Origin of the sequence: Microbacterium sp. Bi121 (genome assembly GCF_918698005.1) — a bacterium.
GTDB lineage: Bacteria > Actinomycetota > Actinomycetes > Actinomycetales > Microbacteriaceae > Microbacterium.
The window spans coordinates 38,445-64,104 of the sequence record NZ_CAKKLJ010000004.1 but is presented as its reverse complement, the minus strand read 5'-3'; the positions used below and the strand labels follow the sequence as shown (position 1 = coordinate 64,104).

Annotated in this window: 27 protein-coding genes and 2 tRNA genes; 17 read left to right on the top strand and 12 right to left on the bottom strand. The window is 67.2% G+C overall.

Translation table 11 applies throughout. The features are described 5' to 3' along the window. Positions 1 to 15: 15 nt before the first annotated feature. Together LQZ87_RS07380 and LQZ87_RS07375 are read left to right on the top strand one after the other, a co-directional pair. A complete protein-coding gene (locus LQZ87_RS07380) occupies positions 16 to 336 on the top strand; it encodes a hypothetical protein (protein ID WP_230102825.1) in 321 nt (106 codons plus the stop codon). Then, positions 320 to 901, top strand: a complete 582-nt coding sequence (locus LQZ87_RS07375; protein WP_230102824.1) for a hypothetical protein — start codon at positions 320 to 322, stop codon at positions 899 to 901. Before LQZ87_RS07380 ends, LQZ87_RS07375 begins: the two co-directional genes overlap by 17 nt. On the opposite strand, the gene LQZ87_RS07370 is transcribed toward LQZ87_RS07375, so the two are convergent. The 6 genes from LQZ87_RS07370 to orn all read right to left on the bottom strand — a co-directional run bounded on the left by LQZ87_RS07370 (position 902) and on the right by orn (position 3,511). Beyond that, positions 902 to 1,420: a DUF2017 family protein gene (locus tag LQZ87_RS07370; RefSeq protein WP_230102823.1), complete on the bottom strand. Its 519-nt coding sequence runs from the start codon at positions 1,418 to 1,420 to the stop codon at positions 902 to 904. Continuing rightward, a complete protein-coding gene (clpS, locus tag LQZ87_RS07365; protein WP_230103122.1) occupies positions 1,417 to 1,707 on the bottom strand; it encodes an ATP-dependent Clp protease adapter ClpS in 291 nt (96 codons plus the stop codon). The genes LQZ87_RS07370 and clpS overlap by 4 nt, the downstream gene beginning before the upstream one ends. 2 nt (positions 1,708 to 1,709) lie before the next feature. Continuing rightward, the gene (locus LQZ87_RS07360; protein WP_230102822.1) at positions 1,710 to 2,057 is read right to left on the bottom strand and encodes a metallopeptidase family protein; all 348 of its coding nucleotides are present in this window, start codon (positions 2,055 to 2,057) and stop codon (positions 1,710 to 1,712) included. A 28-nt stretch (positions 2,058 to 2,085) separates the two neighbouring features. Beyond that, positions 2,086 to 2,712, bottom strand: a complete 627-nt coding sequence (locus LQZ87_RS07355; RefSeq protein ID WP_230102821.1) for a LysE family transporter — start codon at positions 2,710 to 2,712, stop codon at positions 2,086 to 2,088. A 61-nt stretch (positions 2,713 to 2,773) separates the two neighbouring features. Continuing rightward, positions 2,774 to 2,849 (bottom strand) — tRNA-His (locus tag LQZ87_RS07350). A gap of 35 nt (positions 2,850 to 2,884) precedes the next feature. Then, the gene (gene orn / locus LQZ87_RS07345) at positions 2,885 to 3,511 is read right to left on the bottom strand and encodes an oligoribonuclease (RefSeq protein ID WP_230102820.1); all 627 of its coding nucleotides are present in this window, start codon (positions 3,509 to 3,511) and stop codon (positions 2,885 to 2,887) included. A 54-nt stretch (positions 3,512 to 3,565) separates the two neighbouring features. Between orn and LQZ87_RS07340 the strand changes: the two genes are divergently transcribed. After that, positions 3,566 to 3,637: transfer RNA gene (locus LQZ87_RS07340), tRNA-Arg, on the top strand. 2 nt (positions 3,638 to 3,639) lie between these two features. Here the strand turns inward: LQZ87_RS07340 and LQZ87_RS07335 are convergent. Then, positions 3,640 to 3,909, bottom strand: a complete 270-nt coding sequence (locus tag LQZ87_RS07335; protein WP_230102819.1) for a hypothetical protein — start codon at positions 3,907 to 3,909, stop codon at positions 3,640 to 3,642. Positions 3,910 to 4,101: 192 nt separating this feature from the next. Between LQZ87_RS07335 and LQZ87_RS07330 the strand changes: the two genes are divergently transcribed. The 4 genes from LQZ87_RS07330 (at position 4,102) to LQZ87_RS07315 (ending at position 7,383) form a co-directional block, all read left to right on the top strand. Beyond that, a complete protein-coding gene (locus tag LQZ87_RS07330; RefSeq protein WP_230102818.1) occupies positions 4,102 to 4,596 on the top strand; it encodes a single-stranded DNA-binding protein in 495 nt (164 codons plus the stop codon). A 64-nt stretch (positions 4,597 to 4,660) separates the two neighbouring features. Next, on the top strand, positions 4,661 to 5,170 hold the full coding sequence (locus tag LQZ87_RS07325; protein WP_230102817.1) for a hypothetical protein: 510 nt from the start codon (positions 4,661 to 4,663) through the stop codon (positions 5,168 to 5,170). A 58-nt stretch (positions 5,171 to 5,228) separates the two neighbouring features. Continuing rightward, the gene (gene ettA, locus LQZ87_RS07320; RefSeq protein WP_230102816.1) at positions 5,229 to 6,908 is read left to right on the top strand and encodes an energy-dependent translational throttle protein EttA; all 1,680 of its coding nucleotides are present in this window, start codon (positions 5,229 to 5,231) and stop codon (positions 6,906 to 6,908) included. Further along, positions 6,901 to 7,383, top strand: coding sequence for a thioesterase family protein (locus tag LQZ87_RS07315; RefSeq protein ID WP_230102815.1), 483 nt, complete (start codon positions 6,901 to 6,903; stop codon positions 7,381 to 7,383). Before ettA ends, LQZ87_RS07315 begins: the two co-directional genes overlap by 8 nt. 13 nt (positions 7,384 to 7,396) lie before the next feature. Here the strand turns inward: LQZ87_RS07315 and LQZ87_RS07310 are convergent, their stop codons facing one another. Further along, a complete protein-coding gene (locus tag LQZ87_RS07310) occupies positions 7,397 to 8,284 on the bottom strand; it encodes an acyl-CoA thioesterase II (RefSeq protein WP_230102814.1) in 888 nt (295 codons plus the stop codon). A 36-nt stretch (positions 8,285 to 8,320) separates the two neighbouring features. Here LQZ87_RS07310 and LQZ87_RS07305 point away from each other — a divergent pair, with 36 nt between their 5' ends. Next, positions 8,321 to 8,986, top strand: a complete 666-nt coding sequence (locus tag LQZ87_RS07305; RefSeq protein WP_230102813.1) for a hypothetical protein — start codon at positions 8,321 to 8,323, stop codon at positions 8,984 to 8,986. Between the two features lie 10 nt (positions 8,987 to 8,996). Here the strand turns inward: LQZ87_RS07305 and LQZ87_RS07300 are convergent, their stop codons facing one another. The 4 genes from LQZ87_RS07300 to pepN form a co-directional block, all read right to left on the bottom strand. Further along, positions 8,997 to 10,655 (bottom strand): FAD-binding dehydrogenase, encoded by a 1,659-nt coding sequence (locus tag LQZ87_RS07300; RefSeq protein ID WP_230102812.1) that lies wholly within the window; start codon positions 10,653 to 10,655, stop codon positions 8,997 to 8,999. Next, the gene (locus LQZ87_RS07295) at positions 10,652 to 11,098 is read right to left on the bottom strand and encodes a globin (RefSeq protein ID WP_230102811.1); all 447 of its coding nucleotides are present in this window, start codon (positions 11,096 to 11,098) and stop codon (positions 10,652 to 10,654) included. The genes LQZ87_RS07300 and LQZ87_RS07295 overlap by 4 nt, the downstream gene beginning before the upstream one ends. Further along, positions 11,098 to 12,150 carry a mechanosensitive ion channel domain-containing protein gene (locus LQZ87_RS07290; protein WP_230103121.1) on the bottom strand — a complete coding sequence of 351 codons (1,053 nt, stop codon included), beginning with the start codon at positions 12,148 to 12,150 and terminating at the stop codon, positions 11,098 to 11,100. Before LQZ87_RS07290 ends, LQZ87_RS07295 begins: the two co-directional genes overlap by 1 nt. A gap of 80 nt (positions 12,151 to 12,230) precedes the next feature. Further along, positions 12,231 to 14,798, bottom strand: coding sequence for an aminopeptidase N (gene pepN, locus LQZ87_RS07285; RefSeq protein ID WP_230102810.1), 2,568 nt, complete (start codon positions 14,796 to 14,798; stop codon positions 12,231 to 12,233). A gap of 144 nt (positions 14,799 to 14,942) precedes the next feature. Between pepN and LQZ87_RS07280 the strand changes: the two genes are divergently transcribed. The 9 genes from LQZ87_RS07280 (at position 14,943) to LQZ87_RS07240 (ending at position 25,609) form a co-directional block, all read left to right on the top strand. Next, on the top strand, positions 14,943 to 16,133 hold the full coding sequence (locus LQZ87_RS07280) for a ferrochelatase (protein ID WP_230102809.1): 1,191 nt from the start codon (positions 14,943 to 14,945) through the stop codon (positions 16,131 to 16,133). A 31-nt stretch (positions 16,134 to 16,164) separates the two neighbouring features. Further along, complete coding sequence (locus LQZ87_RS07275; protein WP_230102808.1) at positions 16,165 to 16,650, top strand: ribose-5-phosphate isomerase; 486 nt, start codon at positions 16,165 to 16,167, stop codon at positions 16,648 to 16,650. A gap of 1 nt (position 16,651) precedes the next feature. Next, a complete protein-coding gene (locus LQZ87_RS07270; protein WP_230102807.1) occupies positions 16,652 to 17,650 on the top strand; it encodes a DNA-formamidopyrimidine glycosylase family protein in 999 nt (332 codons plus the stop codon). Between the two features lie 46 nt (positions 17,651 to 17,696). Continuing rightward, positions 17,697 to 19,175 (top strand): sodium:alanine symporter family protein, encoded by a 1,479-nt coding sequence (locus LQZ87_RS07265; protein WP_230102806.1) that lies wholly within the window; start codon positions 17,697 to 17,699, stop codon positions 19,173 to 19,175. 28 nt (positions 19,176 to 19,203) lie between these two features. Further along, positions 19,204 to 19,860: an FMN-binding negative transcriptional regulator gene (locus tag LQZ87_RS07260; protein WP_230102805.1), complete on the top strand. Its 657-nt coding sequence runs from the start codon at positions 19,204 to 19,206 to the stop codon at positions 19,858 to 19,860. 62 nt (positions 19,861 to 19,922) lie between these two features. Beyond that, on the top strand, positions 19,923 to 21,329 hold the full coding sequence (locus LQZ87_RS07255) for an amidohydrolase family protein (protein WP_230103120.1): 1,407 nt from the start codon (positions 19,923 to 19,925) through the stop codon (positions 21,327 to 21,329). Positions 21,330 to 21,404: 75 nt separating this feature from the next. Beyond that, entirely contained in the window at positions 21,405 to 22,730 is a 1,326-nt protein-coding gene (locus LQZ87_RS07250) for an HNH endonuclease signature motif containing protein (RefSeq protein ID WP_230102804.1), read from the top strand. 65 nt (positions 22,731 to 22,795) lie between these two features. Beyond that, positions 22,796 to 23,428: a hypothetical protein gene (locus LQZ87_RS07245; RefSeq protein ID WP_230102803.1), complete on the top strand. Its 633-nt coding sequence runs from the start codon at positions 22,796 to 22,798 to the stop codon at positions 23,426 to 23,428. Positions 23,429 to 23,491: 63 nt separating this feature from the next. After that, a complete protein-coding gene (locus LQZ87_RS07240) occupies positions 23,492 to 25,609 on the top strand; it encodes an acyltransferase family protein (protein ID WP_230102802.1) in 2,118 nt (705 codons plus the stop codon). Positions 25,610 to 25,660: the final 51 nt, after the last annotated feature.

The window sequence follows — 25,660 nt, the reverse complement described above, 5'->3', positions numbered from 1 at the left end:
CTGTACCGTTGAATCATGCCGAACATCGCACTGGACCTCGGAAAGCAGATCGCCTCCTTCGGCGTCAAGGCCGCCTACGGCGAGCCTCAGGATGTCGACGGTGTGAGCATCACGCCTGTCGCCCTGACCTGGGCCGGTTTCGGCGGTGGCGCCGACCAGGACGAGAACGGCGGCGGGGGCGGCGGAGGCGTGTCCATTCCGCTGGGCGTATACGTTCGACGTGAGGAAGGTCTGCGATTCGAGCCGAACATCGTGGCGCTGCTCGCGGTCGCCATCCCGTTCGTCTGGGTCGCCGGGCGGGCGCTGTCGCGCGTGATCCGTGCCCTCAAGAAGTAACGACCCGCTCGCGCAGGCGCTCCAGCGCGGTGCCGGCCAGGTCATCGAGGCCATCGTCGCGGTCGCAGCTTCGAACCCGGTCGTTCTCATCGACGGCAGGGCAGGCGCGGGAAAGACCACGCTTTCGCGCATGGTGGCCGCGAACTGGCCGCTGGCAGGTCGCCCGCAGCTGATCGCGCTCGATTCGCTCTATCCGGGCTGGGACGGCCTCGATGCCGGCGCCGAGCGTGCGCTCCATGACATCCTGCGGCCGCACGGGCGCGGGTTGCTCACCACGTGGCGACGCTGGGACTGGGAGCTGGAGGGCGAGGCTGAGGCGCACGCCGTGAACCCCGCGCTCGGCGTCATCCTCGAAGGCTGTGGCGCGATCAATCCGGCGACTGCCCGGCTGGCCGACGTGCGCGTGTGGGTGGAGTCACCAGAGGCGTCGCGCAAGCATCGTGCTCTTGAACGCGATGGCGAGGGGTTCCGTCCGCATTGGGACCGCTGGGCCGCGCAGGAGGACCGTCATCTGCGTCGGGACGATCCGAGGGAGCTCGCATCGGTGACGGTCGCCGTTCCCTGATCAGACGTCGTCAGGGATCTCATCCAGCGCATCGGCGATAGCGATGAGGCTGTCCAACCGGTACGCCAGCCAGTCGTAGACGCCGAAGCGCGCATCGTCGGGATCATGATCGTCATCCGCAGCCGTGACGCCGAGTCGAGTCGCGATGATGAGGCGCAGCGCCGTGAGAGTGCGCAACCAGGCGTCGATCTCCGCGCGCCTGATGGTGATCTCGATCTGGTCCGGCTGGTCCTCGTTCTCGCCCTCGTCATCCTCGCCCGGGTCGACGAACATCTCGAGCGCTCGGCGCACGACGGCGGCGTCTGCCGTGCGCCGATCGAGCAGATCGTCACGGGTCGCCGTCGCGAACTCGGCCGCCGCAGCGGGGTCATCCGGGTACGGCGCCGGGGTCAGCCTGTCGATCGCCGGATCCGGGGCCTCGTCGGCTGCCGCGATCACGCGGGTGAGTTCATCCACGAGCCCCGCCAGGTGGAGGCCTTCGATGAGGGCCATGCGGAACGAGATCTCGTCGACGTTCACAGCGGCGCCTTTCGCACGGTGGCCCACAATCCGTAGTCGTGCATCGCCTGGGCATGCATCTCCATGGTCTCGCGCGGGCCAGTGGCGACGATCGCGTGACCGTCGTGGTGGACGGCGAGCATGAGCGTCGTCGCGTGCTCGGCCGAGTAGCCGAAGTAGGTGCGGAACACCCGCACGACGTAGCTCATCAGGTTCACCGGGTCGTTCCAGACGACGACCTGCCACGGCTCCAACGGCGCGGCCTGCAGGTCGGTCGCCTGATCGAGGTCGGGTATGGCGATCGGGATGCTCACGCCCACCCCAGTTCGTGCAGCTGTTCGTCGTCGATTCCGAAGAAGTGCGCGATCTCGTGGACGAGGGTGGTGTGGACCTCATCGCGCAGCTCGTCCTCGTCGCGACAGCGGTCGAGGTGCGGCTCGCGGTAGACGACGATGCGGTCCGGCAGTTCGCCCATGCCGTAGTGGCCGCGCTCGGTCAGCGCGAGTCCGTCGTAGAGGCCGAGCAGATCGAGGCTGCCGTCCTCCGGGCGGTCCTCGACGACGAAGATGACGTTCTCGAGACCTTCGACCATCTCATCGGGCAGGCGATCGAGCTCGTCGACGACGAGCTCCTCGAAAGCGGCAGCATCCATCTCCATCGTCGACCAGCCTACGACCAGCGGGAAGTCAGTGGATGAACAGCAGAAGCGCAGCGACCAACAGGAACAGGCTGCCGAAGATGACGTTCAGGATCTTCACGCCGCGGCGTGTGCGGGTCAGCACCCGGAACGGTCGAGCGGCCGTCGCGAAGAATCCCCACATCACCACGACGTCCACCGCGATGACCGTTCCGATCAGGAGCGCGTACTGGGGGAGCGGCGGCTGATCGAGTCGGATGAACTGCGGCACGAATGCGAGGAAGAAGACGATCGCCTTCGGGTTGAGGACATTCACCCAGAAGCCGCGGCGGATCATCGAGAATCGGCCTTCGCGAGTCGGGGCGACGCCGTCGGATGCCGCCGGCTCCGGCACGCGTGCGAAGATCATGCGGAGTCCGAGGAACGCCAGGTAGGCGGCACCGCTGTACCGCACGATGTCGAACAGGATGGAGGAGCGCGAGACGAGAAGCCCGACACCGGCGGCCACGATGACGACGTGCACGATGAGCGCGAGCTGCTGGCCGATCACGCCCCAGACGGATCGTCGCCAGCCGTGTGCGAGAGCGTTGGACATCGTGTTGATGGCGCCGGCTCCCGGAGTGAAGCTGATGACGATGGAGGCCGTGAGCAGGGAGAGCCAGACCGTCAGTGACACAGAGTGATCCTAGTGATGGAGCTACGACGAAGGCTCGCACCGATCGATGCGAGCCTTCTGATGGGGTGGCTAACGGGGCTTGAACCCGCGACCCCCGCGACCACAACGCGGTGCTCTACCAACTGAGCTATAGCCACCATGTGCCCGCTGAGCGGACAACCACTCAAGTGTATTACACCTCTGAAGCGAACGATGACACCGTGCGATCGGCGATCGCGCGTGCCTCATCGCTGGTCGGTCCTGGTTCGGCGACGAACACGGCTTCGCGGTAATACTGGAGCTCGCGGATGGATTCGAGGATGTCGGCCAGCGCTCGGTGACCGCCGTCCTTCGCCGGTGCCTGGAAGAAGACCCGGGGGTACCAGCGTCGGGAGAGCTCCTTGATGCTCGAGACGTCGACGTTCCGGTAGTGCAGCCACTGGTCGATCTGCGGCATGTATTTGGCGAGGAACATGCGGTCGGTGCCGATCGTGTTGCCGGCCAGGGGAGCCTTGCGCTCCTGCGGCACGAATCGCTTGATGTAGGCGAGGGTCTGCGCTTCGGCTTCGGCCAGGCTCACTCCGAGCGGGATCTCTCCGATCAGTCCCGAACTCGTGTGCATGGCGGTCACGAACTCGCCCATGTTCGCGAGTGCCGCATCGCTCGGCTTGATCACGATCTGGAACCCGGGATCAACCGGACGCAGTTCGAAATCGGTGATCACGACAGCGATCTCGACGAGTTCGTCGATCGAGAGATCGAGTCCCGTCATCTCGCAATCGATCCAGACGAGGCGGTCGTTCTCGGACGCAGATACCATCCCCTCATTCTAGTGAGGGGACCGACATCGCCCCTGATACCGTAGAAGCGGCCCGCCTCCGTAGCTCAGAGGAAGAGCATCGGCTTTCTAATCCGTTGGTCGCAGGTTCGATTCCTGCCGGGGGCACTTCACCCGTTGCGTAGCGCCTGCACAGCGTCGTCGGCGCGCCAGAAGTCGCCGACGAGCCGGAAGGTGCCGGTCGCGAGGTGCAGTCGTTCTGCGCGGTAGCGGAGTCCCAGCGGGTCGGCCAGGATGCGTAGGTGACCGAGGACACGCCCTGTGGCATCCTGCACCCGCCAGAGGTGGTCGGATGCGCGCACCAGATGCTCACGCGCGGATGTCAGGTGCGGTGCGGCGTAGGGGATCTCGGGGACGGGAAGCTTCTGGGTGGTGGACATCGGTCTCTCCTTTCGATTCGAACATATGAGCGACCACCGACATTCGGGGCGTCGGCGACGACGCACTCGAACTGCACAGGCCGGGCGCGGCGCGGGTTCTCCACCGCCCCTGGGATCCGGCTCATCGCGCGTCGGTGTCCGGGGGCACTCTGAGGGGACCCGGGCTTGCTCCGGACCACCAAGGAGAAAGACATGAATGACACTGTGACGATCCTCGGCCGCGTCGGCGGCGACCCCAACCGCAGCGAGACGGCGGGCGGTGTGCCCGTCGTGAACTTTCGCGTCGCGAGTCCGCAGGGCTGGTACGACGCGAAGAGTCAGACGTTCATCGAAACCGGGACGAACTGGTACAACGTCTCGGCGTTCCGCCGGCTCGCCGAGCACGCGAAGGTGTCGCTGCGCTCGGGCGACGCGGTGATCGTGACCGGACGGCTCAAGCTGCGCGAGTGGGAAAGCGGAGGGAAGAAGGGGATGAGCGCCGACATCGACGCGGATGCACTGGGACACGATCTGCGCTGGGGCACGGCTGCCTTCGCGAAGGCGCCCACGGCGAACTCGTCGACTTCGACGCCGACGACTCCGGATGCTGCGTCCTCCACGCAGGATCAGGACACCGATGGGCTCGAGGACGACTTCGTCGAACCGTCGGCCGAAGATCGCGCCGAGGTGTGGAACGTGACGGTCTGAGCGCGGGCGCCGCACGAACGTGCGGCCGGGCTCGGTCGACCGGACGCGTACGTAGGATCGGAGTGTGTTTCGTCGACTCGCCGCCTCTCGTTCGCGCATCGCCCTGGCCGCACTGCTCGTGGCGGGATGCGGGGGGCTGGCCGCGTGCACGCCCGCCGTCGACGCGGGCCCGACGCCGGCCCCCACGCCGATAGCAACGGACACCGCTTCATCTGCTGCGACGCCAACGCCTAATGGCCCCGCACTGCATCCCAACGACTCCGCCGAGGCGAACCTGCCGCTGTTCGCGCAGGTGACGGGCGCGGTCTGGGCGAGCAGTGGCAGCTCGTCCGGCCGGGCGTATATCGATGCGCTCGTCGAGGCCGGCTTCGACAAGTCGGCCATGCAGGTCACGCAGGACGCGACGACGGTCGGAAACGCCGTGGAGAGCCTGCAGTTCTCCGTCCGCTGGGGCGAGAGCGAATGCCTGGTCGGACAGGTGGGCCCGTCGACGGGGAATCCGGTGACGAAGGTCATGGACCAACTGGCTGAGGGACGATGCCTGATCGGAGATACTCGCTCGATCGACTGGTGACCTACAGCCGGTAGGCTGGAGAGTCGATCCTCGACGCCTACACAAGGAGCGTTTTTCTGTGGCTGAGTACATCTACTCGATGGTTCGTGCGCGCAAGGCGGTGGGCGAGAAGCTCATCCTCGACGACGTGACGATGTCGTTCCTCCCCGGAGCGAAGATCGGCATGGTCGGCCCGAACGGTGCCGGAAAGTCGACGATCCTCAAGATCATGGCCGGTCTCGACACGCCCTCGAACGGCGAGGCGAAGCTGACACCGGGTTTCACCGTCGGCATCCTCATGCAGGAGCCGGAGCTCGACGAGTCGAAGACCGTGCTGGAGAACATCCAGGAGGGCGTCGCGATCAAGGCGAAGCTCGATCGCTTCAATGAGATCTCCGCGCAGATGGCCGACCCGGATGCCGACTTCGACACCCTGCTCGCCGAGATGGGCGTGCTGCAGGAGGAGATCGACGCCGCAGACGGCTGGGACCTCGACTCGCAGCTCGACCAGGCCATGGATGCGTTGCGCACCCCTCCGGGGGACGCTGCGATCGCACCCCTTTCCGGTGGTGAGAAGCGCCGCGTGGCACTCGCGAAGCTCCTGCTGCAGAAGCCCGACCTGCTGCTCCTCGACGAGCCCACCAACCACCTCGACGCCGAGAGCGTGCTCTGGCTCGAGCAGCACCTGCAGGCTTACAAGGGCGCCGTCATCGCCATCACCCACGACCGGTACTTCCTCGACAATGTCGCGGAGTGGATCGCCGAGGTCGACCGTGGCCGGCTCATCGGCTACGAGGGCAACTACTCGACCTACCTCGAGAAGAAAGCCGAGCGTCTGGACATTCAGGGCAAGAAGGATCAGAAGCTCGCCAAGCGTCTGAAGGACGAGCTCGAGTGGGTGCGCTCCAGTGCCAAGGGGCGCCAGACCAAGTCGAAGGCTCGCCTCGCACGCTACGAGGAGATGGCCGCAGAGGCGGAGCGCACGAGGAAACTCGACTTCGAGGAGATCCAGATCCCCGCTGGCCCGCGCCTGGGCAACGTCGTCATCGAGGCGAAGAAGCTCAAGAAGGGCTTCGGCGACCGCGTTCTCATCGACGGGCTGAGCTTCAGCCTGCCGCCGAACGGCATCGTCGGCATCATCGGCGCGAACGGCGTCGGCAAGACCACGCTGTTCAAGACGATCGTCGGTCTCGAGCCCCTCGACGGCGGAGATCTGAAGATCGGCGAGACCGTCAAGATCAGTTACGTCGACCAGTCGCGCGCGAACATCGACCCGAACAAGAACCTCTGGGAGGTCGTCTCCGACGGACTCGACTTCATCACCGTCGGCAAGACCGAGATCCCGTCTCGCGCCTACGTCTCGAAGTTCGGGTTCAAGGGGCCGGACCAGCAGAAGAAGGCCGGCGTCCTCTCCGGTGGAGAGCGCAACCGTCTGAACCTCGCGCTCACGCTCAAGGAGGGCGGCAACCTGCTGCTGCTCGACGAGCCGACCAACGATCTCGACATCGAGACGCTGAGTTCTCTTGAGAACGCACTGCTCGAGTTCCCCGGCTGCGCTGTGGTCATCACCCACGACCGGTGGTTCCTCGACCGCATCGCGACGCACATCCTCGCCTACGAGGGCACAGACGAGAACCCGGCGCAGTGGCACTGGTTCGAGGGCAACTTCGAGGCGTACGAGAAGAACAAGATCGAGCGCCTCGGTCCCGACGCGGCGAACCCGCACCGTTCGACGCACCGCAAGCTGACCCGTGACTGACGGAAAGCGCCTCCATCTCCCCATCCACCTGCGGTGGGGAGATCTGGACGCGTTCAATCACGTCAACAACACCTCGATGCTCAAGCTGCTCGAGGAGGCGCGCGTGCGCGCCTTCTGGAAGCCGGGGCCGGGGGAGGACGCGCCGGAGACGGCGGTGCTGGCATCTGGCATCGACCAGGGCGTCCTGACCCTCATCGCCAGGCAGGAGATCGAGTACTTCGCACCCGTGCCCTACCAGCGGCATCCGCTCGAAGTCCAGATGTGGTTCGGCAAGATCGGCGGTTCGAGCGTCGAGGTCTGCTACGAGGTGTACAACGACCCCTCGCACGATGAGCGCGTCCTGTACGCGCGTTCGACGGCCGTGCTCGTGCTCGTCGATGCGAGGACAGTGCGGCCGACCCGCGTGAGCGACGACATGCGCGAGGTCTGGGAGCCGTACGTCGGCGAACCGATCACGTACGCGCACCGCAGATAGAGCCGCGTTCGTCTCAGCCGACCTCGGGGACGCGGATCATGATCTCCTGGTTCACGTTGGCGACCAGCACGCCGTCGCGGGTGTAGATCCGCCCGGTTGCAAGACCGCGACCGCCGCGGGCGTTCGGCGACTTCTGCACGAACAGCATCCATTCGTCGACCCGCGCCGGACGGTGCCACCACATGGCGTGATCCAGGCTCGCCACCTTCAGACCGGGCGTCGTCCAGGCGACGCCGTGGGCTCTGAGGATCGATTCCTGGATGGTCATGTCGCTGAGATACGCAAGCGCCGCGCGGTGCAGGGTCTGGTCGTCCGGCATCTGGGCGCGCATGCGCATCCACACGGCCTGGTGGGCGGAGCGCTCACCGTCCGCTTCCACGTAGATCGGCGTCTGCACATGCCTGGTGTCGACGGGGCGTTCGGTGAGCAGGCGCAGGGCCGTCGTGCCTGCTCCGTCGACGAGGAGCTCGTCCGGGAGGAGATCCTCGGGCCGGGGGACGTCGGTCGGCATCGGCGCCGCATGCTCGAGACCGGGCGCCTCGTCCTGGAACGAGGCGATCATCGAGAAGATCGGCACACCGTTCTGATACGCCTGCGCGCGGCGGGTCGAGAACGAACGCCCGTCGTGGATGCGATCGACGGAGATCGTCACGCCCTGGGTGGAATCGCCGGGGCGCAGGAAGTACCCGTGCATCGAGTGCGCCGCTCGACCGTCCGGCAGCGTCCGCTCAGCCGCGAGCAGCGACTGGCCGAGCACCTGACCGCCGTAGATGCGCCCCGTCGGCATGCTGTGCGAGCGTCCGGTGAAGATGTCCTCGGTCGTTCGCGCCTGGCTCGCATCGAGATCGAGCACTTCGAGAAGTCGGTCGACGGATGCCTGAGCCTGTTCCTCTGCGGTCATCACCCCAGCTTAGGGAACCCGGGTAGTTTAGAACGTGTGCAGCCCCGCCTCGTCCTCGCCGATTCCGACACCGCGAGCGATGTGCTCACCTTTCTCGGACGGGCGAACCAGATCGCCGACGATGGCGTGCGTCTGCAGGCCTCCCGCGGCGTTCTCGCGCTGACCGCCGCTGCCCTCGCACCGCAGGGACTGTTCGATCAGACGCCGACGATTCTCGCGATGCGCGTCGTGCACGCCGACCCCGAGTTGGAGTGCGACATCGTCGTCGACGAACTCGCCCGCGATGACGATGAGCGGATGCTGCAGCTCCCCGACACCGCACGCTCTCCCGCCTGGGCGGGCATCGCTCCGCCCAGGGCCGGTTGGGCCCGCAGCGGTGAACTGGATGCCGCGACTGTCGCACAGCGGGCGCAGTGGGGCATCTCGGCCGTCGCACGGGGCGCGACCCCCGGTGCGGGCGAGGAAGCCGTTCGGGCGCTGCGCGCAGCGATCTGGGGTGAGCCGGACGAGGATCTCGGCGGCCTGCCGCGCGGTATCGCCTTCGCCGCGCACGCGTTCGGCTTCATCTCGGGCGAGGAGCAGGTTCCGGTCACCGTGTCAGGGCGGTGGACCCGACTCGCGTTCCGCCGTGGGCATGTGCTGTCGCGTGGTCCTGTCGCCAGCGGACTCACCGCAGTGCGGTCGACCGGCAGCGTCCCGTAGCGGGGACGCATCAGCGCGCTGCGGCGCGCCCGGCCTGACGTCCGGAGAACAGGCACCCGCCGAGGAACGTGCCCTCGAGCGCGCGGTACCCGTGCACGCCTCCGCCGCCGAAGCCGCTCGCCTCTCCGGCGGCGAACAGGCCGGGGATGACGGCCCCGTCGAGACCGAGTGCCCGGCCGTCGAGGTCGGTCTTGATGCCACCCAGCGACTTCCTGGTCAGCACGTGCAGCTTCACCGCGATCATCGGACCGGATGAAGCGTCCTGCAAGCGGTGCGGGGCCGCGGTTCGGATCAGCTTGTCGCCGCGGTAGCCGCGCATGGATCGGAGCATCCCGATCTGAGCATCCTTCGTGAAGTCGTTCTCCATCTCGCGGTCGCGGGCGATGACCTCACGCCGAACCAGGTCGATGTCGAGCAGGTCGCCGCCATCGTGCCGGCGCATCTGCTCGAGGAGGGACTCGAGGTCGTTCTCGACGATGAAGTCAGCGCCCTCGTCGAGGAACGACTGCACGGGGCCTGTCGGTCCCTTCGCCAGGCGCGACTTCAGCAGCAGCTTCACGTCCTTGCCGGTCAGGTCGGGATTCTGCTCGCTGCCCGAGAGCGCGAATTCCTTCTCGACGATCTGCCGTGAGGTCACGAACCACGAGTGGTCGTGCCCGGTCATGCGCAGATGCTCGAGCGTCCCCAGGGTGTCGAAGCCGGGGAAGAGCGGCACAGGGAGCCGCTTGCCCGTGGCATCCAGCCAGAGCGACGACGGGCCGGGCAGGATCCGGATGCCGTGCATCGGCCAGACCGGATCCCAGTTCTGGATGCCCTCGACGTAGTGCCACATGCGGTCGCCGTTGATCAGGTGCGCACCAGCGGCCTCCGAGACCGCGTGCATCGAGCCGTCGACGTACGCCGGGACCCCGGACAGCATATGCGCGGGCGGAGTGCCCAGGCGCTGCGGCCAGGCGGCGCGCACGAGATCGTGGTTCCCGCCGATGCCGCCGGAGGAGACGATCGTGGCTCCGGCCGAGATCTCGAACTCGCGGGCGACGTCGCGCGATGAAGCGATTCCGCGTGCGGTCGGGCTGTCCGCGAGCACGTCGCCGCGCGCACCGACGACGGCGCCGTCCGCGACCAGGAGCGCGGTCACACGGTGACGGGGAAGGATGGTCAGCGTGCCGGCATCCTCTGCACGGTGCACGGCCTCGTCGAACGGCGCGACGATGCCCGGTCCGGTACCCCAGGTGATGTGGAACCGTGGAACCGAGTTGCCCGGTCCGATGGCCCCATAGCCGCCGCGCTCGGCCCAGCCGACCACGGGGAAGAACCCGACTCCTCGCTCACGCAGCCACGCGCGCTTCTCGCCCGCTGCGAACTCCAGGTACGCCTGCGCCCACCGCCGGGGCCACTCGTCCTCGTCGCGGTCGAATCCGGCGTTGCCGAACCAGTCCTGTGCGGCGAGCTCCAGCGAGTCCTTGATTCCCATCCGGCGCTGCTCGGGCGAGTCCACGAAGAAGAGTCCGCCGAACGACCACCATGCCTGACCGCCGAGGTTCGACCGCGGCTCCTGGTCGATGAGGACCACACGTCGACCGGCGGCAGCCGCCTCAGAGGCGGCGACGAGACCCGCCAACCCCCATCCGATCACCAGGACATCTGCGGACAGGGGTGTGGTCGTCATGCGCTCTCCGTCGAATCCTGACTGGTGCTGCGGGTGTCGAGCGTCGGACGCGCACCAGGCGAGGCGGCTTCAGACGGCAGCGTATTCACCATGGCATACGCCGCACGCTCGAGGTAGTCCCAGAGAGTCGCGTCGTGCAGAGGCGACAGCTCCGCCTCGTCCAGAGCGGTGCGCATGCACCGCAGCCAGCGCTCCCGTGCGTCCGGATCGACGCGAAACGGAATGTGACGCATGCGCAGCCGAGGATGCCCTCGCCGTTCGCTGTACGTCCCGGGGCCGCCCCAGTACTGAACGAGGAACATCGTCAGGCGTTCGGCCGCGGGGCCGAGATCCTCCTCGGGATACATGGGCTTCAGGACGGGGTCCAGAGCCACCTCGCGGTAGAACCCGTCCACGATCCGCTGGAACGTGGCGTAGCCGCCGACCTCGTCGTAGAACGTCATCACGTCGTCTCCGGGGACTCAGGGTGCTCCGGAGAGGCCTTCGGACTCTTCTTGCGCCAGATGCCGCGGGCGACAGGGGGCACGCCGGTCACGGCGTTCGGCCGCGTCTTCGGCGGGTTGGCCCCGCGAACGCGACGCGCACCGGCGATCCCATCGGGGACGACGGATTCGAGCGAGGGCACGGCGAGATCGAGCTGCTGAACCGCGTCCTTCAGCCGCACTCGCAACTCGCGCGCCACGTCGTCCATGGCGTTCGCACGGGTCTTCATCACGACGCGGATGACAAGCGCCTCGCCGCTCATCGACTCCAGCCCCCAGACCTCCGGCCTCTCGATGATGCGCGTGCGCCACTTGGCGTCCTTCGCGAGCCCCTGGGCCGCCTCGAGCAGCGCCTCCTCGACGGCCGGTACATCCGCGTCCACCGGCACGCCGATGTCGACGATGGCCCGCGCCCACCCCTGTGACATGTTGCCGATGCGAGTGACCTCGCCGTTGCGGATGTACCAGAGCGTGCCGTTGACGTCGCGCACCTGTGTGATGCGCACTGCGACGTACTCGACGACCCCGGAGGCGAGACCCATGTCGACCATGTCGCCGATGCCGATCTGATCCTCGGCGACGATGAACAGGCCGTTGAGGACATCCTTGACGATGTTCTGAGCGCCGAAGCCGAGCCCTGCGCCGATGGCGGCGGTCAGGAGCGTCAGCGAGCCGACGAGGTCGGGGGCCAGCGTGTTGGTGATCAGCACGACGGCGACGATGCCGACCGTGACGTTGACGATGTTCTGCAGAATCGTCCCGAGCGTGCGGGTGCGCTGCACGAGCCGCATGTCCGACAGCGGCGAGCGTTCGAGCGCCTGCGTGTCCTGCACGTTCGCCTTGGACTTCGCACTGTCGACGATCCGGTGCACGATGCGGCGGATCACGAACCGCAGGGCGAAGGCGATGGCGACGCTGATCGCGATGATCAGTGCGACGCTGATGGCGTTGTTCCCCGCCGCGACCAACCAGGCGAGCGTGCTCTCCCAGAAATCCACCAGCCACGACGGCAGCTGCGGTGGAGCAGGAGAGGTCTCAAGAGGCGCGTTCAACACCCCTCAACTCTACTGATCGGGCTTCGCAGAACCCTGAATCACTCGGCGGCTTCGGCTCCTTCGGCGTCCCGTGCCTGTGCGGTCAGTGCGCGCTCCACGTCGGCGAGACCCTCGCCGACCAGGCGGCGCAGCGCCGGGGCGGCATCGGCGTTCGCCGACAACCACGAGCGCGTCGCATCGCGGAGCTCCGTGCTTGCGAGAGCGGTGGGGTAGAGGCCGACGATCAGATAGTTCGCGATCTGGTACGTGCGCGACTCCCACACCGGGACGAGCATGTCGAAGTAGTCCTGGACGAATCCGTCCAGAACTCCGGCGCTGTTCGGGTGCACGAATCCGAGCGCCGCCGAGCGGACGATCGTGTTGGGCAGATCGGCGTTGTCGACGAGCGACGCCCACGCGGTCCGCTTGTCGTCGACGTTCGGGAGGGCGGCGCGCGCCTGCGCCGCGAACTCGGCGCCCTTCGACGTGTTGTCCGCTGCCAGGGCGGCATCGATGGCCGCGGCATCCGTCGCACCGATCGAGGCCAATCCGACGAGCAGCTGCCACGACAGGTCGGTGTCGATCTCGAGACCGGGCAGGGTCTCCTCGCCGGAGCGGAGGCGGCCGATGACGCCGGCGTGCTCCGTGTTCACGAGCGAGGACGCGAACGCGGTGACGAACTGCAGCTGGCTGTCGCTGCCGGCCTGGGCGCCCTGCGCGAGCTCCCAGAGCCCGTCGGCGATCTTCAGACGGGCGGCATCCCGGGAGGCGGGAGCGACGTAGAGGGTCGCCGCCGTGCGCAGTTGGGCGAGCGTGGTGCGGACGGTCGTCGACTCGGTCTCGCGGGCGATGTTGCCGAGCACGAGGTCGATGTAGTCGGAGGCCGTGCTCTCGGCGTCGCGCGTCTGATCCCAGGCCGCACCCCAGATGAGGGAGCGGGCCAGCGGATCCGACACGTCGGCGAGATGGGCGATCGCCGTCTCCAGCGAGCGCTCGTCGAGACGGATCTTCGCATAGGCGAGGTCGTTGTCGTTGAGCAGCACGAGATCGGGGCGCTTCCGGCCCTGCAGCTCCGGCACCTCGGTCCGGTCGCCGTCCACGTCGATCTCGACGTAGTGGGTTCGGGCGAGCGCGCCGCCGTCGAGGCTGTAGAACCCGATGCCGAGGCGGTGGGGGCGGATCGTCGGGTAATCGGCCGGGGCGGTCTGCGTGATGGCGAACCGCGAGATCAGGCCGTCCGCGTCTTCCGCGATGACCGGCGAGAGCGTGTTGACGCCGGCGGTCTCGAGCCACTTCTTCGACCAGGTGGTCAGCTCGCGACCACTGGTCGCCTCGAGCTCGGTCAGCAGATCGCTGAGTTCGGTGTTGCCCCAGGCGTGCTTCTGGAAGTACTGGCCGACGCCGGCGAAGAACGCGTCGATGCCCACCCAGGCTGCGAGCTGCTTGAGCACCGAACCGCCCTTGGCGTACGTGATGCCGTCGAAGTTCACCTGCACGTCTTCGAGGTCGTTGATCTCAGCCGTGATGGGATGCGTCGAGGGGAGCTGGTCCTGGCGGTAGGCCCAGGTCTTCTCCATGGCGTTGAACGTGGTCCACGCCTCGGTCCATTCGGTGGCTTCCGCGGTGGCGATCGTCGACGCCCACTCGGCGAACGACTCGTTCAGCCACAGGTCGTTCCACCACTTCATGGTGACGAGGTCGCCGAACCACATGTGCGCGAGCTCGTGCAGGATCGTGACGACGCGACGCTCCTTGACGGCATCCGTCACCTTGCTTCGGAAGACGTACGTCTCGGTGAAGGTGACCGCACCGGCGTTCTCCATGGCGCCGGCGTTGAACTCCGGCACGAAGAGCTGGTCGTACTTCGCGAACGGGTACGGGACGCTGAACTTCTCCTCGTAGTAGGCGAAGCCCTCGCGGGTCTTGTCGAAGATGTAGTCCGCATCGAGGTGCGCCCACAGGCTCTTGCGGCCGTAGACGCCCAAGGGGATGACGCGGCCGTCGGCGCTGGTCAGCTCCGAGAACGTGGACTCGTACGGCCCGGCGATCAGCGCCGTGATGTACGAGGAGATCCGAGGAGTCGGCTCGAAGCCCCACGTCGCGGTGCTGCTCTCGTCGTGGTTGATCGGCTCGGGCGTCGGAGAGTTCGAGATGACCTTCCACGTGTCAGGAGCCGTGATCGTGAACTGGAAAGTCGCCTTGAGGTCGGGCTGCTCGAACACCGCGAAGACGCGGCGGGAATCCGGCACCTCGAACTGCGAGTACAAATACACCTCGCCGTCCACGGGATCGACGAAGCGGTGCAGACCCTCACCGGTGTTCGTGTACTGGCAGTCGGCGTCGACGACGAGGACGTTCTCATCCTGCAGGTCCGTCAGCGCGATGCGGGAGTCGGCGTAGACCTCGGCTGGGTCGAGCAGCTCGCCGTTGAGGGAGATCTCGCGCACATCGCGGGCGATGAGGTCGATGAAGGTGTAGCTTCCGGGCTTCGCGGTGAAGCGCACCACGCTGCGGGAGCCGAAGACCTCGGCGCCCTTCGTCAGGTCGAGTGAGATCTCGTAGGACTGAGTGTCGACGAGCTCGCGGCGCTCCTGCGCTTCGATACGGGTGAGGTTCTCTCCAGGCACAGCTGTTTCTCCCAGGGGTTCGGGGGGTGTCGCCACATGCCGACGCTGCTGGCGCCGACGGCAACCATGACAGCCTACGCCAGGTAGACAAGGATGCCGACGAGGATGCCGACGCACGGAAGATGGGAAGATGGAGGGGTGAGTGTGCCCGTTCAGAGTTCTGTCCTGTTCGCTTCCCCCGCCGCTTCGAGCGGTCCCGAATTCGTCGAGACTCCGGTGGCGTACGACGCGCTGGTGCTCGCGAGCTTCGGCGGCCCTGAGGGCCAGGACGACGTCATCCCGTTCCTGCGCAACGTGACCAGGGGACGTGGCATCCCGGACGAGCGTCTGGAAGAGGTCGCGCATCACTACCGCCACTTCGGAGGCGTGAGTCCGATCAACCAGCAGAACCGGGAATTGAAGGCTGCGCTGGAGGCGGAACTCGCGACGCGCGGCATCGACCTGCCCGTGTACTGGGGCAACCGCAACTGGGAGCCGTACCTCGAGGACGCTTTCACCGCCGCCGCGAACGACGGACACAAGACGCTCCTCGTAGTCGCCACGAGCGCGTACAGCTCCTACTCGAGCGATCGTCAGTACCGCGAGGACATCGCGCGCGCCATCACCGAGGCAGGTCTGCAGGATCGCGTCACGGCCGACAAGGTGCGGCTGTTCTTCGATCACCCTGGATTCGTCGCCCCCTTCCAGGAGGGCGTGGATGCCGCCGTGCAGACGTTCCTCGAGCAGGGGATCGCACCGGCTGACATCCACGTGCTGTTCTCGACGCACTCGATCCCGACAGCGGATGCGGAGCGCTCCGGCCCGCGCGACGTCGATTGGGGCGAGGGCGGCGCCTATGTCGCCCAGCACAAGGCCGTCGCCGCGAACATCATCGAGAACATCGCTGCAGTCGCCGGGCGAGCGCCCGTCGGAGGTGGCACCGTGCCCTGGCAGCTGGTGTTCCAGTCCCGCTCCGGCCCGCCGAGCCAACCCTGGCTCGAGCCCGACATCAACGACGTGATCGCTGAGCTGCCCGCCGCAGGTGCGAAGGCGATCGTCATCGTCCCGCTCGGCTTCGTCAGCGACCACATGGAGGTTCTGTGGGATCTCGACACCGAGGCCATGGAATCGGCCGATGAGGTGGGCATCCCCGCCGTGCGGACCGCGACGCCCGGCATCCACCCGGCTTTCGTCTCGGGGCTGATCGACCTCGTGCTCGAACGCGTCGATGGAACGCCGGCGGCTCAGCGTCCGCACCTCACCGCCCTCGGGCCGTGGTACGACGTGGCGCGTCCAGGGGACTGCGAGAACGTGCGTCTCGGGTTCAAGCCCGCAGCCGCGGGAATCGCGCCCTGACGGCGGCCCCGCCGCTTCTAGGATGGTGTCCATGCGCATCCACATCGCCACAGATCATGCTGGCCTCGACTTCTCCACGCAGCTTCAGGAGCACCTGAGTTCACTCGGTCACGACGTGATCGACCACGGCCCCGTCGAGTACGACGCTCTCGACGACTACCCGGCGTTCTGCATTCGCGCGGCGCAGGCCGTCGTCGTCGATCAGAGCGCCGGCGTGGCTGCGCTCGGCGTGGTCTTCGGCGGATCGGGAAACGGCGAGCAGATCGCCGCGAACAAGGTTCAGGGCATCAGGGCGGCACTGGTCTGGAACCTCTCGACCGCCGAGCTCGCCCGCGAGCACAACGATGCGAACGTCATCTCCATCGGCGCCAGGCAGCACAGCTTCGAGGAGGTCGTCTCCTTCATCGAGCGATTCATCGCGACGCCGTTCTCCGACGAGGAGCGACACGTCCGTCGCATCGGCCAGATCGCAGACTTCGAGCGCGACGGTTCGCTGCTGCCAGACCCGCGCGGCTGACATGCCTGAGGGACACTCCGTACACCGGATCGCGCGGCAGTTCGATCGGAACTTCATCGGCAAGACTCTGCTGGCCTCGAGCCCGCAGGGGCGCTTCGCTGAAGGAGCCGCGGTGCTCGACGGACGTCAAGCGGTGAGCGTCAAGGCCGTCGGCAAGCAGATGTTCCTCGAGACCGAGGGCGATGTCTGGCTGCGCGTGCACCTCGGCCTCTACGGTGCATGGGACTTCGCCGGCGAGATCCTGCTCGATCCGACGATCGCCTCGGCGAACGGACGGATGGGCCAGACGAATCAGCGCGGCACCGACCTGGACGCTGTCGTCTTCGACGACGCAGGCGAGAACTCCCTCGCATCGATCGGCGCGCCGCGCCGCACCCGCGTGCACGTGCGCATGTCCGAGCAGACGAAGGGCCTCGAGGACGAGGGCATGCAATGGCCTCCGCCCATCGTCGGTCAGGTGCGGCTGCGTCTGATGACGGACATCACCGCCGCCGACCTCCGCGGGCCGACGGCGTGCGAGCTGCAGACGCCGGACGAGATGCTGGCGAGCGTCGCGAAGCTCGGACCTGATCCGCTCGTCGGCGATCCGGCCGAGAACGAGGAGCGCTTCGTGCGCGCCGTGCGCAAGAAGGGCACGCCGATCGCTCTTCTGCTGATGGACCAGTCTGTAGCCGCCGGCATCGGCAACGTCTACCGCGCCGAAATGCTGTACCGAGCGCGCCTGAACCCGCACACGCCCGGCAAGCAGGTGCCGGAGGAGCTCGTGCGTGAACTCTGGCGGGACTGGGCAAGGCTGCTGCCGATCGGCGTCGAGACAGGTCAGATGATGACCATGGACGACCTGTCATCGGACGAGTACCGCGCGGCGATGGCCAGCCGGGACGACCGGCACTGGGTGTATCACCGTGCGGGTCTGCCGTGCCGCACCTGCGGAACGGAGATCGTGCTGGAAGAGCTCGGCGCGCGCAAGCTCTACTGGTGTCCGCGCTGCCAGGCGTGATTAGGTGGACTCCGTCCTCTGCACCGCAGCAATGACAGGAGCACCCATGGATCTCACCGGCCTTCAGACCGCTCTGGAAACCCTCTCGGGATGGATCTGGGGGCCGTGGCTCCTCATCCCGCTGCTGCTGGGCACGGGGCTTTATCTCACGATCAGGCTCGGCGGGCTGCAGTTCATCCGCCTCGGATCGGCGCTCCGGCTCGGCCTGTTCACCCGGAAGGATCCTGGCTCGGATGGCGACATCTCGCAGTTCCAGGCGCTGACGACCGCTCTCGCCGCCACCGTCGGCACCGGTAACATCGTGGGCGTCGCCACAGCCATCGGGATCGGCGGTCCCGGTGCCCTGTTCTGGATGTGGATCACAGGTCTCCTCGGCATGGCGTCGAAGTACTCCGAAGCCTTCCTCGGCGTGCGGTACCGCAAGACCGACGACGCAGGCGAGAAGTCGGGCGGCCCGCAGTACTACCTCGAGCGCGGCATCCCGAACCGCTTCGGCAAGTTCCTCGCGCTGTTCTTCGCCATCGCCGCGGTGTTCGCCTGCTTCGGGATCGGCAACATGACGCAGGGCAACTCCATCGCGACCAACATGGAGAACAGCTTCAGCGTGCCCACCTGGGTGACCGGCCTCGTGCTCACGGCGTTCGCCCTCGCCGTCCTGGTCGGCGGGATCAAGTCGATTGGTCGCGTGACCGCGGGTCTCGTCCCCGTCATGATCATCTTCTACGTGCTGGGCGCCCTCTACATCCTCATCGCGAACATCGGCGACGTGCCGGCGGCGTTCGGCCTGATCTTCACCGACGCGTTCACCGGGACGGCTCCGATCGGGGGCTTCGCCGGATCCGCGATCATCATCGCCGTGCAGTTCGGCGTCGCCCGCGGCATCTTCTCCAACGAGTCCGGCATGGGATCCGCTGCGATCGCAGCGGCGGCCGCCAAGACGAGCCATCCGGTCCGTCAGGGGCTGGTTTCGATGACGCAGACGTTCATCGACACGATCATCGTCGTGACGTGCACCGGCCTGGTCATCGTCACGACCGGGGTGTGGAACATGACCGATCCCGAGACCGGTGAGCAGATCAGTGCCGCCCTGATGACCGGCGAAGCGTTCTCCCACGGGCTTCCGGGGGAGTGGGGGCACTACATCGTCACGATCGGTCTGGTCCTGTTCGCAGGCTCGACGATCCTCGGATGGTCGTACTACGGCGAGCGCAACATCGAGCGCCTTCTCGGACGCCGAGCCGTCATGCCGTTCCGCGTCCTGTTCTCGCTCGTGGTGTTCATCGGCTGCACGGTGCAACTGGGTGTCGTGTGGGCATTCTCCGACGTCATGAACGGTCTGATGGCGTTGCCGAACCTCATCGGTCTGCTGGTGCTCTCGGGGCTCGTCGCCCGCGAGACGAAGAAGTATCTCGACAACGATCCGAAGCTGCGGGCGACGACCGACGAGGTGAACGCGTTCATGGCCGGGGACAAGGATTTCGAGGCCTGGAAGACGCAGGCGATCATTCTTCCCAAGAGGAACTGACCGGCCGCCGCGGATCTAGGCTTGGTGCATGCGCCAGAACCCCAGTTTCGCCATGACCGACGTCGCCGAGCTGCGGCGCGTCATCGCCGGGAATCCGTGGGCGACGCTCGTGGGGCGGGATGCCGACGGCGCGACCGCTTCGCACTACGCGATCCTGCTCGACCCCCACCGCGACGACCTCACGATCGTGGGGCACGTCGGCCGACCGGACGACCTCGTGCTGGGCCTCGGGCAGCCGGATCAGGAGCTCCTCGTCGTCTTCCAGGGACCGCACGGCTACATCTCTCCGGGCTGGTACGGCGACGTTCCGGCGGTGCCGACGTGGAACTACGTCGCCGTGCACCTGTCCGGTGTGCCGGAGATCCTGGATGCCGACGAGAATCTGAAGGTGCTGGAGCATCTCGTCGAGCATTTCGAGAACCGCTTTCCCTCGCCGCGCGGCATGTGGACGCCTCCCAACGACGAGACGTTCGTGCGTCGGCTCGAGTCGGGCACGATCGGATTCCGGCTCACGCCGACCCGCGTCGTCGCCAAGCGCAAGCTCAGCCAGAACAAACCCGATGACGTGGTCGAGAACGTGATCCTCGAGCTGTCGCGCGATGAGAAGTTCCCGAATCCGGCGCTCGTCGCCGAGATGCAGCGCGCGCACGACGCCCGGGTCGCAGCACGGGCGCAGAACGCGTGATCGGCGCGACGATCGCGGCGATCCGCAACGCCCGGATCGCGGGCCCCGGCCGTGAGTACCTGATGGATGACGTGCCGGTGGACATCCACGTCGCGCGAGGTCTGATCGTCGACATCGCTCCCGCCGGCGCGCTGCCGGTCGCCGGAGAGTCGATCGACGCGCAGGGAGCGTGGGTCGTGCCCGGACTGTGGGACAGTCACGTGCACACGCTGCAATGGGCGCTGATGTCCGAACGGGTCAGGCTTCACGAGACGACGTCGGCTGCAGAGGCTGCGGCGCGCATGGCGTCGGCTGAACCGCTTGCCGATGGCCGACGGGTCGGGACGGGGTTCCGCGACGCCCTGTGGCCGGACGCGCCCTCGCTCGAGGTTCTGGATGCCGCGACCGGCGCCGCGCCGACTTATCTGATCAACGCGGACGTGCACAGCGTCTGGCTGAACTCGGCGGCGCTGCGGCGGGAGGGCTTCACTTCTCCCGACGGGATGCTGCGCGAGCACGACGCCTTCGAGATCTCGAAGCGGGTCAACGCGGTCGAGCCGTCTCACGGGGACCGTGCTGTCACCGCCGCCGGCGCTGCCGCAGCGGCACGCGGGGTCACCGGGATCGTGGACTTCGACATGGCGTGGAATGCCGAGGCGTGGGCACGACGGGTCGAGGCCGGCTTCTCGTCGCAGCGGGTCGAGTTCGCGGTGTACCCGGCCGAACTCGAGCGCGCGATAGCCGCTGGGTTGCGCTCGGGCGATGCACTGGACGGCGGTTCCGGGCTGGTGCACGTCGGGCCGCTGAAGGTCATCACCGACGGCTCGTTGGGCACCCGCACCGCTGCGTGCACGCACCCGTACCCTGGCGACGATGCGGATCACGGGGTCCTGAACGTCTCTCCGCCTGAGCTCGTCGCGCTGCTCACGCGGGCGACCGGAGCCGGACTGTCGGCCGCGGTCCACGCGATCGGCGACCGTGCCGTGTCCTCAGCGCTGGACGCCGTGACGGCGACAGGGGCGACCGGCACCATCGAGCACGCACAGCTCGTCCGGCATGCGGACATCGCCCGGATCGCGCGGCTGGGGCTGGCAGCGAGCATCCAGCCGCAGCATGCGCTGGACGATCGCGACCTCGTCGACGGGTTCTGGGCGAACCAGACCGCCGTGGGGTATCCGATGGCCTCCCTTCTGCGCGCCGGCGTCGAACTGAGGCTCGGGTCGGATGCGCCGGTGGCACCGCTCGACCCGTGGCAGGCCATCGCCGCCGCCGTTCACCGCACCGACGACGGACGCGACGCCTGGCATGCCGAGGAGAGGCTGACTCTCGACGAGGCGTTCGCGGCGAGCGTGCGCAGTGCCGTGCGGCCGGGGGACCGTGCCGACTTGGTCGTGTGCGGCGCCGATCCGAGCGCAGCGGCGGAGAGCACGCTGCGCCGGATGCCGGTACTCGCGACGCTGCTCGGAGGGCGCGTGACGCACACCGCTTGATCGACCTCAACCTGAAGTTGAAGGTTTGAGTCCTGGCGTCGTCGGAATGTCCGTGGCCCTCGGTTGAATGGACTCATGACCACCTCAGTGATGACGTCACCAGAGCTGAACGCTCTGCTGAGTGATCTCGTCGGCACGGTGGCATCCGTCGACCAGACGATCAATCAGCTGCAGGCGGTGAAGTCGGCGATGCTCGCGACCGCCGCCCGTATCGCCGACGATGAGCCGTTCGATTCTGTCGACTCGCGGGAGATGGCGCATCGTGCCGTCGCAACCGAGCTCGCTGCCGTGTTGCGGGTGAGCGACCGCGTCGTCGAATCGCAGATGGGGGATGCCGCCCGTCTGGTCCAGGACTTCCCCGAAACGGCCGCGTCGTTCGGGGCCGGGCGCATCTCTCCGTCCCACGTGCGCATCATTCTTGAATCGGGGACGCCGATCGAGGCTGCCGAGGCGCGGGCTCGGTTCGAAGCGGCGGTCGTGCCGCGTGCCGAGGCCGAGTCACCGAATCGGCTGCGGCCCTTCGTGAGGCAGCTGGCCGAGCGATTCCGTGAGCGCTCCTTCACCGAGCGGCACCGTGAGGCGCGAGAGCAACGAGGGGTGTGGACGCGCGAACGCGAAGAGGGCATGGCGGAGCTCGTGCAATACGGTCCCAGCGCGATCATTCACGCAGAGCGCGATCGGCTGACGCAGATGGCTTCATCCGTGAAGACCGACAACGCGAGGATCGCCGGCGAGGGTCCGGTGGACGACTTCGCCGACCAGCGCACCACCGCTCAGCTCCGCTTCGATCTGCTCGCCGATCTCGTCCTCACAGGCACGCCGGCAGGACACAGCACAGAGGACGGACTTCTCGGGGAGATCGCGGCGCACATCGACGTGACCGTGCCTGTGCTGACACTGACGGACGACGATGACCACGCGGCACCGGGCCATCTCGAAGGCGTCGGACCTGTCGATCCGGCCACAGCGCGGATCCTGACGGGCAACGCGCCGGGCTTCGATCGCGTGCTGACCGACCCGGTGACGGGAACTGTTCTCGCGGTCGACCGGTATCGGCCGTCCGCCGAGATGCGGCGCTACCTGCGAGCGCGGGATCGCCGGTGCCGCTTCCCCGGATGCCGGATGCTGGCGCGGTTGTGCGACGACGATCACACCGTTGACCACGCCTACGGAGGACCGACCGACCTCGGCAACCTCGCCGACCTCTGCCGTCGACACCACACGACCAAGCACCATACGCCCTGGCGAGTGCGACAACTCGGCGGTGGGGATCTGGAGTGGACCAGCCCCACCGGCAGGATCTATGTCGATCGCCCACCGGGTGTCGCGACCCAAGTCGCATTCGAGGACGTCGCATTCGAGGAGGTCGACGAACACATCATCGAGCCCGCACCGTTCTGAGGGCTTCGGCGCCCGTACCGTGCTGACCTGAGCACGTTTCCGGCGCCCGCACGTAGCCTGGAGCGATGTTGAGCGATTCCGAGTTCGAGGCGGTCTACGGCCGCTGGGCGCCACGGACGCCTGCGGATGCTGCTCGCCTCTTCGACGGCTACCGCGGTGCCTGGTGGATCGCCGGTGGCTGGGCGCTGCAAACGTTCACCGGTGTCGAGCGGCATCACGAGGATCTCGATCCCAGCGTCCTGAGCATTGAGCTGCCTGCGCTGCGCAGTCATCTCACCGGGCGGCTGCATGTGTGGACGGCCGCGTCCGGCGCGCTCAAGCCGCTGCTCCCGCACGAACGACCGGAGGGCACCGCGCGGGAACTGCTGCCTGACGGGACGCACCAGCTCTGGACGCGTCGCAGTGCTGAGCACCCGTGGGAGTACGACATCCTCCTCTCGCCGGGAACAGCGGAGGACTGGATCTATCGGCGAGACCCGAGCGTCCGCATACCCATGAGCGAGGCGCTCTGGGACCGCGACGGCATCCGCTATCTCCAACCCGAGATCCAGCTCCTGTACAAGGCGAGGGGCCAGCGCCCGAAGGACGAAGCCGACTTCACAGCCACAGTGCCGTACCTGGATGAGCGCCGACGCTCGTGGCTGCGCGATGCGCTCGAGCGGACGATTCCCGGACACGACTGGACGCGCAGGCTCTGACTTCGGAGCCGCCGGGGCGGGGCGGTTTCACGGGTTACGTGATGCACCAGGTACCGTCGTAAGGTGACATCCGCTCCGCAGACTTCCTCATCCTCTCGTGCACAGCGTCGCCGCGACCGGTCTCCGGAGCACGCAGCGTCCAGCCGCTTCATCCCGCATGTCCAGGGTCTGCGTGCGATCGCCGTCCTGTTCGTCGTGCTCTACCACTTCTGGCCAGGTCGCCTCAGCGGCGGATACGTCGGCGTCGATATCTTCTTCGTGATCTCCGGCTTCCTGATCACCGCACACCTCGCGCGCGAGCTCACCTCGACCGGTACGGTCAACCTCGGCCAGTTCTGGGCACGCCGTGCCCGACGTCTGCTGCCGGCTTCGCTGCTCGTCCTGCTGTTCTGCGCGATCGCCGCCGCCTCGCCGCTGCTGACGCCGACGTCCGCCATGCCCGCCGAGGTGCGAGAGATCCTCGCCTCGACGTTCTACATCGAGAACTGGTATCTCGCCTTCAACTCCGCGGACTACCTGGCGTTGTCCGGCGACCCCACGACGGTGCAGCACTACTGGTCGCTGTCCCTGGAGGAGCAGTTCTACGTCCTCTGGCCGCTGATCATGCTGCTCGCGGCATGGATCGCAGTCAAGTTCTTCCGCGGATCGCGATTGCGCGCGGCCATCGTCGCCATCAGCGTCGTCTCCGTCGTCTCGTTCGTCTTCTGCGTCGTGTACACCATCACCGACCCCGCTCCCGCATACTTCGTGACGTTCGGACGCATGTGGCAGTTCGGTGTCGGCGCGCTCATCGCGCTCGTCCCGCGCCTGCGCGTGAGCAACGCCGTTATCAGCTTCGTCCTCGGATGGGCCGGCATCCTCGTCCTGCTCTACACGGCCTTCACCTTCGACGGTCAGACCATGTTCCCCGGATACATGGCGCTGCTGCCGACCCTGGGCGCGGCGGCGATCATCGCGGCATCCAACACCGAACGCTGGTGGTACCCGACGCGGCTGCTCTCGATCCGCCCTATGCGGTTCACCGGCGACATCTCTTACAGCCTCTACCTCTGGCACTGGCCGCTCATCATCATCGCGCCGTCCGTGCCGTTCTGGGGCCTGACGATCTACCACCGCGTCGCATTGCTTTGCATCTGCTTCGTGCTCGCCTGGCTTACCAAGCGCTTCGTGGAGGACCCGGTTCGATCCTGGAAGCCCCTGACCTCACGGCGTCCGCGCGCGACTCTCTGGGCGTCGCTGGGAGCGATGGTGCTCGTCGGTGCCGTTGCGGCCGGCGGCTGGGCCGTGAACGCGCCGACCTACCAGCAGGGCGTTCAAGCGATCCAGGACGTCCGGGAGGATCCGCCTGCCTGCTTCGGCGCGGCGAGTGTGCTGGACGACTCCTGCGTAGACGCTGCGCCGGAGACGATCCTGCCGGCGCCGGGATTCGCCGGCGCAGACAACCCGGACGAACCCCAGTGCTTCATCCAGCTCAACGACTCGCGTCCGGTGTCGTGCGAGTTCGGCTCCGAGGCCCCTGACGCGCCGCGCGTGGCACTGGTCGGCGACAGCCACGCCTATCAGCTGCTCACGACGTTCCAGGGCATCGCGGAGCGCGAGGGCTGGCACCTGACCACGTACTTCAAGGGCGCGTGCCCGTGGAACACCACACCACTGGCCACCGGCGGCTCTTTCGGCGCCGCGTGCGCGGACTGGCGCGCAGGCGTCGACAAGAAGCTCGCGGACAGCGACTTCGACGCGGTCTTCACCGCTGCGATCTCAAACACCCCGTACTCGGCGGCAGGTCACGACTCGTCGTTCGACGCCGCAGTGGCCGGATATCGCGAGGCCTGGTCGACCATGACCGATCGCGGCATCCCTGTCGTCACGGTCGTCGACAACCCCGGTTGGGAGACCGACCCGAACAAGTGCCTCCGCACGCGCGATCAGGCCGAGTGCGCCGGCGCTCGTTCCGACGTCCTCGTCGAGAACGACCCGCTGCGTGACGCCGCAGACGGGGCAGCAGGAGTCACGCTTCTCGACTTCACCGACGTGTTCTGCGACGACGACTCGTGCTTCCCCGTCGTGGGCGGCGCGAACGTGTATCGCGACCAGGACCACCTCACCGTGACGTTCACCGACTCGCTGGCACCCCAGTACACCGCGGCGCTGAAGGCTGCGATGGAGAACGGCGTGGGATGAGAAGTGGAAAGGGGAAGGGCACCAGGACGAATCCCGGTGCCCTTCCCCTTT

Bases quoted from the DNA above. Each gene is read 5' to 3' on its own strand.
- LQZ87_RS07310 (WP_230102814.1), bottom strand. From the start codon at position 8,284: ATGACCGCAGAGGAACAGGCTCAGGCATCCGTCGACCGACTTCTCGAA.
- LQZ87_RS07260 (WP_230102805.1), top strand. From the start codon at position 19,204: ATGCGCCAGAACCCCAGTTTCGCCATGACCGACGTCGCCGAGCTGCGG.
- LQZ87_RS07245 (WP_230102803.1), top strand. From the start codon at position 22,796: ATGTTGAGCGATTCCGAGTTCGAGGCGGTCTACGGCCGCTGGGCGCCA.
- LQZ87_RS07295 (WP_230102811.1), bottom strand. From the start codon at position 11,098: ATGACGTTCTACGACGAGGTCGGCGGCTACGCCACGTTCCAGCGGATC.
- LQZ87_RS07250 (WP_230102804.1), top strand. From the start codon at position 21,405: ATGACCACCTCAGTGATGACGTCACCAGAGCTGAACGCTCTGCTGAGT.
- LQZ87_RS07270 (WP_230102807.1), top strand. From the start codon at position 16,652: ATGCCTGAGGGACACTCCGTACACCGGATCGCGCGGCAGTTCGATCGG.
- LQZ87_RS07335 (WP_230102819.1), bottom strand. From the start codon at position 3,909: ATGTCCACCACCCAGAAGCTTCCCGTCCCCGAGATCCCCTACGCCGCA.
- LQZ87_RS07330 (WP_230102818.1), top strand. From the start codon at position 4,102: ATGAATGACACTGTGACGATCCTCGGCCGCGTCGGCGGCGACCCCAAC.
- LQZ87_RS07300 (WP_230102812.1), bottom strand. From the start codon at position 10,655: ATGACGACCACACCCCTGTCCGCAGATGTCCTGGTGATCGGATGGGGG.
- LQZ87_RS07275 (WP_230102808.1), top strand. From the start codon at position 16,165: ATGCGCATCCACATCGCCACAGATCATGCTGGCCTCGACTTCTCCACG.
- LQZ87_RS07360 (WP_230102822.1), bottom strand. From the start codon at position 2,057: ATGGAGATGGATGCTGCCGCTTTCGAGGAGCTCGTCGTCGACGAGCTC.
- orn (WP_230102820.1), bottom strand. From the start codon at position 3,511: ATGGTATCTGCGTCCGAGAACGACCGCCTCGTCTGGATCGATTGCGAG.
- LQZ87_RS07265 (WP_230102806.1), top strand. From the start codon at position 17,697: ATGGATCTCACCGGCCTTCAGACCGCTCTGGAAACCCTCTCGGGATGG.
- LQZ87_RS07380 (WP_230102825.1), top strand. From the start codon at position 16: ATGCCGAACATCGCACTGGACCTCGGAAAGCAGATCGCCTCCTTCGGC.
- LQZ87_RS07255 (WP_230103120.1), top strand. From the start codon at position 19,923: ATGGATGACGTGCCGGTGGACATCCACGTCGCGCGAGGTCTGATCGTC.